Here is a 13,684-nt window from a genome sequence, read left to right as displayed (position 1 = left end):
ATCAGCTTCGGCTCGCCCGCATCGCCACAGTGATGAACGCGCGGGATGCGAGCGACATCGCGAGCCCGCCGTTGCGGCGGGCTTGAGCCTGGGCTTCGCGCAAGGTCGCAATCGCACTCTCGAGCGTCAGGCGCGGCCACTTGGTGAGCTGCCGCTGGAAAGCCTGCTTCCGCTTGAAGAAGATCCTGGACGTTTCCGTGACACGGTCCATGTCCATGCCGTTGTCCAGGTTGATCCGCGCCTTGTGCAGCGTCATGGCGTGTCGAAGCGCAGCGCCGACCAGCACGCCCGCGTCTTCGCCTTCCTGGGACAGCCGGGATAGACCTCGATCGAGTTCGTTCATGTCGCCGAGGAAAATGGCGTCCAGCACGGCGTCGAGAACCGACACGCCGGCATCCGCCACGACGGCTTCCACATCCCGCACCGTGATGGCGTGGGCTCCGTCGGCGTAGCAGGCGAGCTTTTCCAGCTCGCGACGGATCAGAAGCCGATCGGGCGAGAGGCTTTGGCGCAGCAACTCCTTGGCGTCTCGGTCGGCGGTGAGGCCCCACTCGCCGAGGACGCCGTCGATGATGCCGGGCAGATCGCGGCCCTCATCCGCGTAGCAGGGCAGCGCCATGGCGGTCTTGGCGCCTTCCACCGCAGTGCGGAGTGGATTGCGGTTGGCGAGGTCTCCGGCCTCAATGACAACCCTCGCGTCCTGCGGCGGAACGGCCAACAGCGGCTGGATCAGGGGAGCGATGTTGCGCGATCCGGCCCGGACCCAGATCGAACGGCGGCCGCCAAACAGCCCGATGGTGTTGGCCTCGTCGGCGATGCGCGACGGGTCGGACGCGATGTCGTCACCCTCTAGCCGGACGAGCTGGAACGCATCTTCGGGGTTTTCGACGAAGCTTCTGGCGAGCGCGCGGGCGCGCTCGTTCACGAGGCCGCCATTCGGGCCGTAGACGAGGAATACCGTAAAGGCGGGATCGGGCCGGCGCAGAAACGAATCGACTTCGTGCGCCTTGCGGGTCGCCACCTCAGGTCCCGGTCGCCAGCTTGGCGGCGATGCGGGTGCGCAACTGGTCGGCCAGCGTCTTGGCGAGGCGGATCTCGGCGTCGCGCGCGGCGCGAACGGCCGCGAACCGCTGCGGCGACCGATCGTAGGACGCCGTCCCGAACGCCACCGCCTGCATGACCTGCTTCTTGGTGGCGATCTCGGTCAGGGTGAAGTTGACGGTGGCCAGGATCGTGGCCGCGTCAGCGCGCCCGGTCGTGGTGTTCACCACTGCGGCCTGGATGGTCTCCTTGACGGTCATGGACAGCCGGTAACGCGCGGCGGTCTGCTGGCCGGAGCCGTTGAGCTCAAAGCCGAGCTCCTGGACGAGGTAGTGGCCGATGCGGTCCTGGACCTCGTCCACGACGATGCCGCGAAGCGCCGCCTCGACCGAGCCGCCTCCGGCCGCTTCGCCATAAAGGGGGCGGAAGCACCCGGCCAGCGGCAAAGCGAGCAGACCGAGAATCAGGCCGGAGCGCAGTGTCCGGCGGGCCAGGTCATACGACGACATTGACGATCCTTCCCGGGACCACGACGAACTTGCGAACGGGCCGGCCTTCCAGCGCACGCTGGACCGCCTCGAGCTGCATCACGGCGGCTTCCACCTCGGCGCTCGACGCTGTCCGGCTGACGGTGACGTCGGCGCGCTTCTTGCCGTTGATCTGCACCGGCAACGTGATCTCGTCCTCGACCACCAGCGCGCGATCGGCGACCGGCCAGGGCTGGTCGGCGACAAGGCGCGTGTGGCCGAGCGCGAGCCAGCACTCCTCCGCGAGATGCGGCATCATCGGGGCGACGATCTGGATCAGAACCTCGCCGGCCTCCCGTAACGCGAAGGCCAGGTCCTCGCGGCGAGTGTCGTCCGTCACCGCGCCGATCGCGGCCGAGAGCGCGTTCGCGAGCTCGTAGGCATGCGCCACGCAACGGTTGAAACGGAGCCGCTCAACATCCTCTTCGGTGCGGATGAGCGCCCTATGGGCGGCTTTCCGGATCGCCAAAGCCTCGGCGGTGAACGAGGCCGGCGCTTCCGCCCCGACCGGACCCGCGACCCGGGCGATTTCGCCCGTGAGGCGCCAGAGGCGCTGCACGAAGCGGGAGGCGCCCTGAACGCCCTCCTCGGTCCAGATCACGTCCCGCTCCGGGGGCGAGTCGGACAGCATGAACCAGCGGGCCGTGTCGGCCCCGAAGGTGCCGATGATGTCGTCCGGGTCCACGGTGTTGCGCTTCGACTTGGACATCTTCTCGATGCCGCCGATCTCCACCGGGTCGCCCGACGACAGCAGCGTGGCGCGACGCTCGGCGCCGTCGGCTTCGATCCTGATCTCGGCAGGCGACACCCAGGCGCCGTCCGGCCCCTTGTAGGTCTCGTGAACTACCATGCCCTGCGTAAACAGGCCGCGGAACGGCTCATCGAGACCGACATGGCCTGCAGCCCGCATCGCGCGGGTGTAGAAGCGGGAATAGAGCAGATGCAGGATCGCGTGCTCGATGCCGCCGATATACTGGTCCACCGGCAGCCAATGGTCGACCACGGCGCGATCCGTCGGCGCGTCGTCGAGCCACGGATCAGTGAAGCGCGAGTAGTACCAGGACGAATCCACGAAGGTGTCCATGGTGTCGGTCTCGCGCCGCGCCGCGCGGCCGCACTGCGGACAATCCACCGCCTTCCAGGTCGGGTGCCGGTCGAGCGGGTTGCCGGGCAGGTCGAAGCTCACATCCTCGGGCAGCTTGACGGGCAGGTCCGCCTTCGGAACCGGCACCACGCCGCAGCTCTCGCAATGGATGATCGGGATCGGGCAGCCCCAATAACGCTGCCGGGAGACGCCCCAGTCGCGGAGGCGGAAGTTCACCTTGCGGCTCGCGACCGGCCGGCCATCGAACGATTCGGCTTCGAGACGACGCGCGACCTCCTCCTTGGCTTCGGCGATCGTCATACCGTCGAGGAAGCGCGAGTTGATCATGCGGCCGTCGCCGTCATAGGCCATGTCGGTGACCACGAAGGCTTCGGGCGCGACATCGGGCGGGCATACGACCGGGGTATTGCCGAGGCCATACCGGTTCACGAAATCCAGATCGCGCTGGTCATGCGCCGGGCAGCCGAAGATCGCGCCGGTGCCGTATTCCATCAGGATGAAGTTGGCGACATAGACCGGCAACTCCCACGCGGGATCGAAGGGATGGCGGGCGCGGATGCCGGTGTCGAAACCCTTCTTCTCGGCCTTGTCGATAGCCTCCTGGGCGGTTCCGGTACGCTTGCACTCCTCGATGAAGGCGGCCAGATCGGCGTTGCCGGCCGCGGCGGCGCGCGCGAGCGGATGGTCCGGAGCAATAGCCAGGAACTTGGCGCCGAACAGGGTGTCGGGCCGTGTCGTATAGATCTCGAGTTCGCGCTCCCCACCCGGAGCAGTGGTCGAGTCGAGTGCGAAACGAACCATCAGGCCTTCGGAACGGCCGATCCAGTTGCGCTGCATGAGGCGCACCTTCTCGGGCCAGCGGTCGAGCTGGTCGAGCGCGTCGTGCAGTTCCTGGGCGAAGTCCGTGATCTTAAAGAACCACTGCGTCAGTTCGCGCTGTTCGACCACCGCGCCCGAGCGCCAGCCGCGGCCGTCGATGACCTGCTCGTTGGCCAGCACGGTGTGGTCCACCGGATCCCAATTCACCTTGGCGGTCTTGCGATCCACCAGGCCAGCGGCCATGAAGTCCAGAAACAGGCGCTGCTGGTGCTTGTAGTAGCTCGGGTCGCAGGTCGCGATCTCGCGATGCCAGTCCAGCGAGAGCCCCATGGACTTGAGCTGCGAGCGCATCGTCGCGATGTTGGCGTAGGTCCAGGTGGCCGGGTGAACCTTGTTCGCCATCGCGGCGTTCTCGGCCGGCATGCCGAACGCGTCCCATCCCATGGGATGCAGCACGTTGAAGCCGCGTGCGCGCTTGTAGCGGGCGACCACGTCCCCCATCGCGTAGTTGCGAACGTGGCCCATGTGGATGCGGCCCGATGGATACGGGAACATCTCGAGCACGTAGTATTTGGGGCGGGGATCATCATTCCGGGTGCGGAACAGCTCGCGCTCTTCCCAGACCCGCTGCCACTTGGGTTCCGCCTCGCGGGCGTTGTAGCGCTCGGACGTCATGAGTGTATCAAGGGCCTCGTCTTGGCCTGCCCTCTCGCGGGCGACAATAGCGGTGGGATCGCGCCGCTTGCGCGGCGCGCGTGCGCCGGACTAGGACACGATAAAGCTTTTCGGTCAACGGCATGGCGCCGTTCGATGCGTCGACAGGAGATGTCATGGGCACTGAGTCCGGGGCGCCCGAGCGCCTGGTCGAAATTCGCCACGCGATCGCCCGCGCGGCCCATGAGGCCGGCCGTCAGGAAGGCGCCGTGACCCTTGTCGCGGTGTCGAAGACATTCACGGCAGACGAGATCGCGCCCGTGCTGGACGCTGGGCAACGCGTCTTCGGCGAGAATCGCGTTCAGGAAGCCAAGACGAAGTGGCCCGCATTGAAAGAACGCTTCTCCGGCGTCGAGCTCCACCTCATCGGACCCCTGCAGTCCAACAAGGCGCGCGAAGCCGTGCAGCTCTTTGACGTGATCGAGACCGTCGACCGCGAAAGCCTGGCCGAAGAACTCGCCAAGGAGATCGCCAGAACCGGTCGCGCGCCCCGGCTGCTCGTGCAGGTCAACACCGGCGAGGAGCCGCAAAAGGCCGGCTTGGCGCCGCACGAGGTTGACGCATTCCTTGAAGCCTGCCGCGACCGCTGGAAGCTGCAGGTGGAAGGTCTCATGTGTATCCCGCCGGCCGACCAGCCGCCCTCGCCGCATTTCGCGCTGCTGCGCGTCATCGCGGAGCGGAATGGCCTGAAGACGCTCTCGATGGGGATGAGCGCGGATTTCGAGGAAGCTATCCAGCTTGGCGCCACCCATGTGCGGGTGGGCAGCGCCATCTTCGGCCACCGGGGCTGATCAGACCCGCAACCCCGTCCTCTCGCGGATCAACGCGAGTGCGGCCGCATCGGTGAAGTCGGGCGCCGCCAGGGCTGCGCCGGCTGCAAGCAGCGCGGGCCCGTCCAGCGACGTCGCGACGCCGATCACGGGAAGGCCCGCCTCGGAGGCGGCCTGGATGCCGGACCGCGAATCCTCAAACGCGACCGAGCGCTCCGCCGCACCGCCCAGCCGGGCGAGGCCTGTCAGGTATGGCATCGGATGCGGCTTGGCGTGCTCGAGCTCGTCGCCGATCACGATCACGTCGAAGCGTTCGGCCAGGCCGATGGCCGACAGCATCTGGCTTGCGTTGGCGCGTGGCGCATTGGTGACGATGCAGCATCCAATATGCTGCTCGTGCGCTTTTGCGAGGAGGTCGAGAAGTCCAGGCAGGGGATGGAGCGCGCCGGCGCCGGCGAGTGCCCGGAACCTGGCTTCCTTTTCGTCGGCCAACCGCCTGTGTTCCGCCTCGGGCAAGTCCGGGAAGATGTCGCGCATGATGGCGGCGTTCTGCCGGCCCATGACGTGCTGCTGGTAGAACGCCTCGTCCACGGCGCGCCCAAACGGAGCGAGCATGGCGTTGAAGGCTTCGAGGTGAACCGGATCGGTATGCACCAGAGTGCCGTCAAGGTCGAACAGAAGGCAGGATTTGCTCAAGAGGTCCTCGTCTCAGGTGATCGTGATACGCGTCTGGCGGCTCATGCGCGGCAGCAGCCGGCGGAGCACGGCCGCGCTCACCGCGATGCAGCCTTCGGTGGGCAGGAAGCCCGGGCGCGCGACGTGCATGAAGATGGCGCTTCCCCGCCCGCGCACTGCCGGGCGCCGGTTCCAGTCAAGGTCGACGACGATGTCGTAGAGCGCGTCCGGCCGACGCATCGCCTCGCAACTCGCGGCGTAGGGCAGGCCGACCGGCCGGTTGTAGTTGCGGTCCTGCGGGCTGTCGCACCAGCCATCCTGGTTGCGGATAGGCCGGAGCGGCAGGCCCGAACGGGGACGTTGGCCGTGGTCGGCGCGGTAGAACGCTTGCAGCGGCCGAAGCGTCGCGCGCGGCGACGCGCCGTCCCCCTCCCGTTTGGCGGCAGAGACGCCGCCGCGTCCGAGCGCGCACGGGACCGTCCATCCGCCTGCGATCAACACACCGCGCCGGGGACAACCCGGGCGGCGAATCACGCGGATATGGCGGAACGGTGCTCCACGTGCCACTGTCACCTCGGGCTTTGCTCCCGCGCGAGCGGGTGAGGCTGGTTGCGGCGCAGGCCGCGGCTGGGCTAGTTGAAGCATCTTTGCGCGTCCGGCGCCAACCTGCGCTCCTGCAGCGCCAACCAGCGGAACGCCATGTCGAACGTCCGCAGCATCCTGGTGGTCGACGACGACGTCGAACTCGCCTCAGCGCTCGCCGAGCAGCTCGCCTTGCACGAGGAATTCGCTCCGCAGACCGTCGACACCGCCGCGAAGGCGCTGGCTTTCGTCAAGGACGACCGCGTCGACCTCGCCCTCATGGATGTCGGCCTGCCCGACATGGACGGCCGCGAAGCCGTGAAGCTGATGCGGCGCAACGGTTTCCGGTCGCCGATCATCATGCTGACCGGGCATGATTCCGAATCCGACACGGTGCTGGGCCTTGAGTCCGGGGCCAATGACTACGTGGCCAAGCCGTTTCGCTTTTCGGTGCTGCTGGCCCGTATCCGCGCGCATCTGCGCCAGCACGAGGCCAGCGAGGATGCGGTCTTTACGATCGGCCACTACACGTTCCGGCCCAGCGCCAAGCTCCTGGTCGCCGAGAACGGCTCGAAGCTGAAGCTGACCGAAAAGGAAACCGCGATCCTGCGTTTCCTGTATCGGGCCGGCGAGAAGGTGGTCACCCGCGACGTGCTGCTGGCGGAGGTCTGGGGCTATAACTCCAACGTCACCACGCACACGCTGGAAACCCACATCTACCGCCTGCGGCAGAAGATCGAGCGCGACCCGTCCAGCGCGCAGATCCTCGTCACCGAGGCGGGCGGCTACAAACTCCTTCCCTGATCCGGCTGTTCTGGACGCTCATTGTCTCTCAAGCGCGACATCGACCTGCTGCAACGCGTGCCGCTCTTTAGCCGCGCGGAGCCCGAGGCGCTGCAGCTCATCGCGTTCGCGGCCGAGGGCCGGAGCTTTCGGGGCGGCGACGTGCTGTTCCGTCGCGGCGATGTGTCGGACGGGGGATATCTCCTGACCGGCGGAGCGGTCTTGCTGGACGCGGGCGATCAAAGCGCCGCCATGATCGTGCAGGCGGGGGTGCTGCTTGGCGAGCTCGCGATGATCATCGACACGGAGCGCCCCGCCACCGCGACGGCGCGCGAGCCGACCACGACGCTGCGGATCACGCGCGAGATCTTCCGGCGGGTGATGCAGGAATTCCCGGACTCGGCCGACACGATGCGCGAACACCTCGCCGCGCACGCGCAGGCGACGTCCGCCGGGCTTTCGTCGGTGCGGTATCGCCTGCTCAACGTCGACCGGCTGGATCAGCCGCTCACCAAAGGGCGCGGCTGATCAGACGTCGAGATGGACCATCACGGGGACGTGGTCCGATGGCCGCTCCCAGCTGCGCGCTTCGCGCAGGATGGCGCTGCCCGCGAGGCTGCCGGCCAGTTCGCGCGACACCCAGACATGGTCGAGACGACGGCCGCGGTTGGCGGCTTGCCAATCCTTGGCGCGGTAGCTCCACCAGGTGTAGACGCGCTCCGGCTCCGGCGTGAGCGTCCGGATCGCATCCACCCAATCGCCGCACTCGATGACGCCAAGAAGCTTCTCGCGCTCGATCGGCGTATGGGAGATCACGTCGCGCATCTGCTTGTGACTCCAGACGTCGTTTTCGAGCGGAGCCACGTTCAGGTCGCCGACCACGATCGCCTTGCCGGCGCTGGGCTTGTCCAGGTGGCACCAGTCGCGCATCTCGTCCAGGAAGCTGAGCTTGTGCGCAAACTTCTCGTTGATCGCGGGGTCCGGGATGTCGCCGCCAGCCGGCACGTAGAAATTGTGCACCGTGACCCCTGAGGCGGGGCCGGCGTCCTTCAGGGACACGCTGATGTGGCGGGCGTCGTTCTTGCCGCAGAACGCCTTGGAGCCGCGCTCCTCGAAGGGCAGGCGCGAGACGATGGCGACGCCGTGGTAGCCCTTCTGGCCGTGAATCGCGATGTGGTTGTAGCCGAGCTTGCGGAAATCGCCGAGCGGGAAGCGGTCGTCCGGGCACTTCGTTTCCTGCAGGCAGAGAACGTCGGGCTGGTGGTCCTGCAAGAACTGCGTGACCAGGCCGGAGCGCAGGCGAACGGAGTTGATGTTCCAGGTCGCGACATTGAGGCGCAAAGCGACGTTCCTCCCGGGCTAGAAGCTCGGCAGGGGTATCGGTTTGCCCTCATGGCCGCAAGCGCTGCGCCGTCGCGGCGGGCGCTTACTCGAGAACGCGTGTGAAGTTGATGTTGAAGAGGTTCTGGTCGAGCTTCGCCTGAAGCTGGACGTTGCGCAGGGTGACGTTGGTTTCGTAGCCCTGCGGATCAACGACGAGCCACTGCTTCAACGCAAAGGACTTCGGATCGAAGAACAGCGTGACGCGCGATGTCCCGCCGAAGGTCGCCTTGTCCTCGACGGTGACGCTGACCAGGTCGGGCTCCGCCTCGGCGCTGATCAGGCGGGTGTCGCGCGACAGGTCCACGCGCTCCTTGAGCAGGAACTTCAGCGGCGTCTGGCCGATCGAGTACACGTCCTGGGTGTTGAGCTTGCGATCGCGGATCGCCACCGAGGAGCCGTCGGCGACGATCTCGATCGGGGCGGCGCGATACTCGAACCGCATGCGGCCCGGCTTCTGGACGTAGAGATTGCCTTCGAGGCGCTTCCCGTTCTGGCCGACCTGCACGAATTGCGCGCTGAGCGAATTCATGGCGTTCAGGGTCGCGTTGGCGCGCTCCACGATCCCGCGCTGGGATGTGTCGACGGGAGCCTCGGCTTTCGCGAGCTGGACGGTGGGCGCAGGGCCGGCCGCCGCGACCTGGACGGGCTCGATGCCGAGACCGCCGTCGCCGGCGCCGAGATTGGCCGGACGAGGCAGCGGAAGCGGAATGCGGCGCGGCGCGGTCGGCTTGGCGACGGGCTTCGGCGCGGCTGTCACGGCGGGGGTCGGCAGCGTCAGGGGCTCGCCGGTCTGGGCGGCCGCAGGGCCGCCGGCGAGGCCGAGGCCGACAAGGCCGACAAGCGCGATGGTGATGGCGTTGCTGGTCATGCGCTGCGTCTAGCCTGCCTGTATGGCCGTTTCACGGCTCGTTTCGCCAGCTCCCTCAATCCTCGTCGAACGGAGCGTCGCCACGTCCGGCGGGCTGCTCGATCAGGATCTCGCGTTTGCCCGCATGGTTGGGCGCACCGACAATGCCCTCCTTCTCCATGCGTTCCATGAGCGAGGCGGCGCGATTGTAGCCGATCTGGAGGCGGCGCTGGATGTAGGAGGTGGATGCCTTCTTGTCGCGCAGCACAACCGCAATGGCCTGGTCGTAGAGGTCGCCGCTGGGCGCGCCGAAATCGCCCTTGTCGAACACGGCGCCGTCCTCGGCCTCCTCGGTCGCGCCGCCTTCTTCCTCGTCCTGCGTAACGGCTTCGAGATATTGCGGCCGGCCCTGGGATTTCAGGTGCGCGACGACCTTCTCGACCTCGTCATCCGACACGAAGGGGCCGTGAACGCGGCTGATGCGCCCGCCGCCCGCCATGTGGAGCATGTCGCCCTGGCCGAGCAGCTGCTCGGCGCCCATCTCGCCCAGGATCGTGCGGCTGTCGATCTTGGAGGTGACCTGGAAGGAGATGCGGGTCGGGAAGTTGGCCTTGATGGTGCCGGTGATGACGTCCACGGACGGGCGCTGCGTCGCCAGCACCACGTGGATGCCGGCCGCGCGGGCCATCTGGGCGAGGCGCTGGATGGTGCCTTCGATTTCCTTGCCGGCCACCATCATGAGGTCGGCCATCTCGTCGACGATCACGACGATGTAGGGCAGCGGCTCGAGATCCATGATCTCGTCCTCGTACACGGCCTCGCCGGTTTCGCGGTCGAAACCGGTCTGCACCGTGCGGGTGATGATCTCGCCCTTCTGCTTGGCCTCCACGACGCGGACATTGAAGCCGTCGATGTTGCGGACGCCGAGCTTCGACATCTTCTTGTAGCGCTCCTCCATCTCGCGGACGGCCCATTTCAGGGCCACGACGGCCTTTTTGGGGTCCGTCACCACGGGGGTGAGGAGATGCGGGATGCCGTCATAGACGGAAAGCTCGAGCATCTTGGGGTCCACCATGATCAGGCGGCACTGCTCGGGCTGGAGCCGATAGAGCAGCGACAGGATCATGGTGTTGATGGCGACCGACTTGCCCGAGCCGGTGGTGCCGGCGACGAGCAGATGCGGCATGCGGGCGAGCTCGGCGATCACGGGTTCGCCGCCGATGGTTTTGCCGAGGCAAAGCGCCAGCTTGAACTTCGACTTCTCGAAGTCCTCCGAGGCCAGGAGCTCGCGCAGGAACACGGTCTCGCGCTTCTGGTTGGGCAGCTCGATGCCGATCGCGTTGCGGCCGGGCACCACGGCCACGCGGGCCGATACGGCGCTCATCGAGCGGGCGATATCGTCCGCAAGGCCGATCACGCGCGACGACTTGATGCCGGGCGCCGGCTCGAGCTCGTACAGGGTCACGACCGGGCCGGGATGGACCTTGATGATCTCGCCGCGGACGCCGAAATCCTCCAGCACGCCTTCCAGCAGGCGGGCGTTCTGCTCCAGCGCGTCCGCCGAGATGTTAGGCGCGGTGGTCTTCTTGGGCTCAGACAATAGCGCTAGCGGCGGCAGCTGGTAGCCGTCGCGATCGAGGAATGACGGCTGCGCCTCCTTGGCGAGCCGCTTGCCGGGACGCGGCGCGGGAGCGGGCGCGGAGACGCGCGGGGCCGCGACGCCGTCGATGACCAGGCCGGCGTCGAGGGGTTCGTCATCCGGGACGGCGTCGTAATCGTCGTCATCGTCATCGGGCTGCGCCGGCTGCGGCTGCGGACGTGCGTGGCCGGCAGGCTGCGGCTGTTCGCGGCGGGGAGCCGGGCGCTCGGCGGTGTCGGCCGCCGCGCGGGCGAAGCCCGGCTCGGCGCGGCCGGCGGGCGCCGGGAGGAGATCGTCGAAATCGTCCGGCGCGCGGGCCGGCATGGCGGCCCGGACGCGGGCCATGAAGCTCGGCCGGGCGGCGCGGCGGCGCCAGGCGCGAGCCATCGCGCTCTTCAGGCTGAGCAGGCCATGGATGATGGCCCCGACCGACACGATCGCGATCCCGGGCTCGCTGTTGCGGTCATCGTCCTCGAAATCATCGCTGCGGGCGGCACGTGATTCGCGCGGCTCCGCGCGAGCGTCGCTCTCCTTGTCGAAGCCCACCCCGGAAGCGGCCGACAGGGTCAGGATCGCGAGCACGCCGAGCGCGATCGTCAGGATCAGCCGGGCCAGGCCGCCGTTCAGGCCGGGAACGGCGTGGAAGGCGCGCAGTACGGCGTCGCCGAGCACGCCGCCCAGTCCCGTCGGCAGAGGCCAGCGCCCGGTGGTCGGGAGCGAGCTGGCGAGGCCCGCGGCCGCGGTCGCGCCCAATATCCAGAGCAGCACGCGCAAGCGGCTGCGCAGCAGGCGACGCCCCGAAACCAGGCGCACGCCCGCGAGCGCTGGCGGGGCGATCAGCGCGATGGCGGCCAGCCCGAAGATCTGCATCAGCACGTCGGCCGCGATCGCGCCGGGGCGGCCCAGCAGGTTGCGGACGGGCCCGTTGATGGCGTGGTTCAGGCTCGGGTCCTGGACCGACCAGGTCACCAGCGCGAGGCCGCAGGCGGCCGCGACCGCCAGCAGAATCAAGCCGGTGAGTTCGGCGGCGCGGCGCCACAGGAAGTCGCGCAGGGCTTCCGAGAGTTGGTCCAGACCTGAACCGCTCGCTCGTGTCGTCCGCATTCGCCGGGTCCACACACAATGGGGGGCGACCCGCGCATACGCGCAGGCCGGGTGATTCACCGTAGGGACGCCCCGGTTAAAGGTGGCTTAACCATCGGGGCCCGGCGGAGCCGGCGCGTGGCGCAGCCCCAAAAAGAAAAAGGGCGGCAGGGAATGCCTGCCGCCCAGTTCAGGGAGGAATGGAGGGGACTGCGCCCTCCGACGCATCTCAGTAGTTGTAGGCGCGCTCGCCGTGCTCGGCGATGTCGAGACCCTCGCGCTCCTTCTCCTGCGTGACGCGCAGGCCGAAGATCACGTCCACGACCTTGTAGAGGATCGCGGAGCCGACGCCCGACCACACCAGGGTGAGGCCGACTGCCTTGAGCTGGGCGAAGACCTGCGTGGCCATGACGTATTCGCCGGGAGCGGCTTCGCCGGGCTTGGCCGCGTAGTCCACCAGGCCGGTGCCGCCGAGGTCCGGGGACACCAGGATGCCGGTCGCGATGGCGCCCAGGATGCCGCCAACGCAATGGACGCCGAAGACGTCCAGGGAGTCGTCGTAGCCGATGGCGTTCTTGACCGTGGAGCAGAAGAAGAAGCAGAGCGCTCCGGCCGCGAGGCCGAGGACGATGGAGCCCATCGGACCCGCGAAGCCCGAGGCCGGCGTGATGGCGACGAGACCCGCGACCGCACCCGACACCATGCCGAGCAGCGAGGGCTTGCCCTTGGCCATCCACTCCACGAAAAGCCAGGACACGGCCGCGGCCGCGGTGGCCACGAAGGTGTTCACGAAGGCCAGCGCGGTGGTGCCGTTGGCCTCGAGGTTGGAGCCGGCGTTGAAGCCGAACCAGCCGACCCACAGGAGCGAGGCGCCGATCATCGTCATCGTCAGCGAGTGGGGAGCCATCAGCTCCTTGCCGTAGCCGACGCGCTTGCCGATCAGGATGCAGCCGACCAGGCCGGCGATGCCGGCGTTGATGTGCACCACGGTGCCGCCCGCGAAGTCCAGAGCGCCCCACTTGAAGATCATGCCGGCGTCGGCCGTGACCTCGGCGAGCTTGGCTTCGGCGGCGGTCTTCGCAGCCGCGTCAGCGCCAGCCGCCGCAACCGCCTTGGCGGCGTCGCCGATGGCGTCCGGGCCGCCCCAGTACCAGACCATGTGGGCGATCGGGAAGTAGATGAACGTGACCCACAGGACCACGAAGGCGATCAGCGCCGAGAACTTGATCCGCTCCGCGAAGGCGCCGACGATCAGGGCCGGCGTGATGCACGCGAAGGTCATCTGGAAGGCCATGTAGACCAGCTCGGGGATCACGACGCCGTTCGAGAAGGTGGCCGCGACCGCGTTGGTGTCGACGCCCTTCAGGAAGGCCTTCGAGAAGCCGCCGACGAAGTCATTGAGACCGCCGCCATTCGTGAAGGCGAGCGAGTAGCCGTAGAACACCCACAGCAGGGCCACGATCGACACGATGGCGAAGACCTGGGTCAGCACCGCCAGCATGTTCTTGGTGCGGACCAGGCCGCCGTAGAACAGGGCGAGCCCCGGGACCGACATCATCAGCACGAGGGCGGTGGCGATGAGCATCCAGGCCGTGTCGCCCTTGTTGGGGACCGGCGCATCGGCCGCAAACGCGGCGGTGCTCGTCAGCACGGCGAGCGACGCCCCAAACACGCTCGCCCTGACTGTGGTAGACAACTTCATTGGTGATAACTCCT

12 protein-coding genes are annotated in these 13,684 nt (G+C 67.8%); 3 read left to right on the top strand and 9 right to left on the bottom strand.

Annotated elements, in window-relative coordinates; genetic code table 11:
* Position 1 precedes the first annotated feature (1 nt).
* From holA to leuS, 3 genes are read right to left on the bottom strand one after another with little or no spacing between them, the layout of a single operon-like run.
* Positions 2 to 1,021 carry a DNA polymerase III subunit delta gene (gene holA, locus AC1DSZ_RS13055; protein ID WP_476838789.1) on the bottom strand — a complete coding sequence of 340 codons (1,020 nt, stop codon included), beginning with the start codon at positions 1,019 to 1,021 and terminating at the stop codon, positions 2 to 4.
* 1 nt (position 1,022) lies between these two features.
* Positions 1,023 to 1,550 (bottom strand): LPS assembly lipoprotein LptE, encoded by a 528-nt coding sequence (gene lptE, locus AC1DSZ_RS13050; protein ID WP_476838788.1) that lies wholly within the window; start codon positions 1,548 to 1,550, stop codon positions 1,023 to 1,025.
* Positions 1,537 to 4,167 (bottom strand): leucine--tRNA ligase, encoded by a 2,631-nt coding sequence (gene leuS, locus AC1DSZ_RS13045; protein ID WP_476838787.1) that lies wholly within the window; start codon positions 4,165 to 4,167, stop codon positions 1,537 to 1,539. Before leuS ends, lptE begins: the two co-directional genes overlap by 14 nt.
* Before the next feature lie 155 nt (positions 4,168 to 4,322).
* On the opposite strand from leuS, the gene AC1DSZ_RS13040 reads away from it, so the two are divergent.
* A complete protein-coding gene (locus tag AC1DSZ_RS13040; protein WP_476838873.1) occupies positions 4,323 to 4,997 on the top strand; it encodes a YggS family pyridoxal phosphate-dependent enzyme in 675 nt (224 codons plus the stop codon).
* Here the strand turns inward: AC1DSZ_RS13040 and AC1DSZ_RS13035 are convergent, their stop codons facing one another.
* Together AC1DSZ_RS13035 and AC1DSZ_RS13030 are read right to left on the bottom strand one after the other, a co-directional pair.
* Complete coding sequence (locus tag AC1DSZ_RS13035) at positions 4,998 to 5,672, bottom strand: HAD family hydrolase (RefSeq protein ID WP_476838786.1); 675 nt, start codon at positions 5,670 to 5,672, stop codon at positions 4,998 to 5,000.
* A gap of 12 nt (positions 5,673 to 5,684) precedes the next feature.
* Complete coding sequence (locus AC1DSZ_RS13030) at positions 5,685 to 6,149, bottom strand: L,D-transpeptidase family protein (RefSeq protein WP_476838785.1); 465 nt, start codon at positions 6,147 to 6,149, stop codon at positions 5,685 to 5,687.
* 201 nt (positions 6,150 to 6,350) lie between these two features.
* On the opposite strand from AC1DSZ_RS13030, the gene AC1DSZ_RS13025 reads away from it, so the two are divergent.
* Together AC1DSZ_RS13025 and AC1DSZ_RS13020 are read left to right on the top strand one after the other, a co-directional pair.
* Positions 6,351 to 7,037, top strand: a complete 687-nt coding sequence (locus tag AC1DSZ_RS13025; protein ID WP_476838872.1) for a response regulator transcription factor — start codon at positions 6,351 to 6,353, stop codon at positions 7,035 to 7,037.
* A 21-nt stretch (positions 7,038 to 7,058) separates the two neighbouring features.
* A complete protein-coding gene (locus AC1DSZ_RS13020) occupies positions 7,059 to 7,544 on the top strand; it encodes a cyclic nucleotide-binding domain-containing protein (protein ID WP_476838784.1) in 486 nt (161 codons plus the stop codon).
* On the opposite strand, the gene xth is transcribed toward AC1DSZ_RS13020, so the two are convergent.
* The 4 genes from xth to AC1DSZ_RS13000 all read right to left on the bottom strand — a co-directional run bounded on the left by xth (position 7,545) and on the right by AC1DSZ_RS13000 (position 13,670).
* Positions 7,545 to 8,357: an exodeoxyribonuclease III gene (gene xth, locus AC1DSZ_RS13015; RefSeq protein WP_188520166.1), complete on the bottom strand. Its 813-nt coding sequence runs from the start codon at positions 8,355 to 8,357 to the stop codon at positions 7,545 to 7,547.
* A gap of 85 nt (positions 8,358 to 8,442) precedes the next feature.
* Positions 8,443 to 9,267 (bottom strand): outer-membrane lipoprotein carrier protein LolA, encoded by an 825-nt coding sequence (locus AC1DSZ_RS13010; protein WP_476838783.1) that lies wholly within the window; start codon positions 9,265 to 9,267, stop codon positions 8,443 to 8,445.
* A gap of 55 nt (positions 9,268 to 9,322) precedes the next feature.
* A complete protein-coding gene (locus AC1DSZ_RS13005; protein ID WP_476838782.1) occupies positions 9,323 to 11,989 on the bottom strand; it encodes an FtsK/SpoIIIE family DNA translocase in 2,667 nt (888 codons plus the stop codon).
* Positions 11,990 to 12,197: 208 nt separating this feature from the next.
* Positions 12,198 to 13,670: an ammonium transporter gene (locus tag AC1DSZ_RS13000; RefSeq protein ID WP_188520164.1), complete on the bottom strand. Its 1,473-nt coding sequence runs from the start codon at positions 13,668 to 13,670 to the stop codon at positions 12,198 to 12,200.
* Between the last annotated feature and the right edge of the window lie 14 nt (positions 13,671 to 13,684).

It is taken from the genome of Alsobacter sp. P4_H11, from assembly GCF_056400925.1.
The sequence above is the reverse complement of the archived record's forward strand: the minus strand, read 5'-3'. Positions and strand labels throughout refer to the sequence as shown.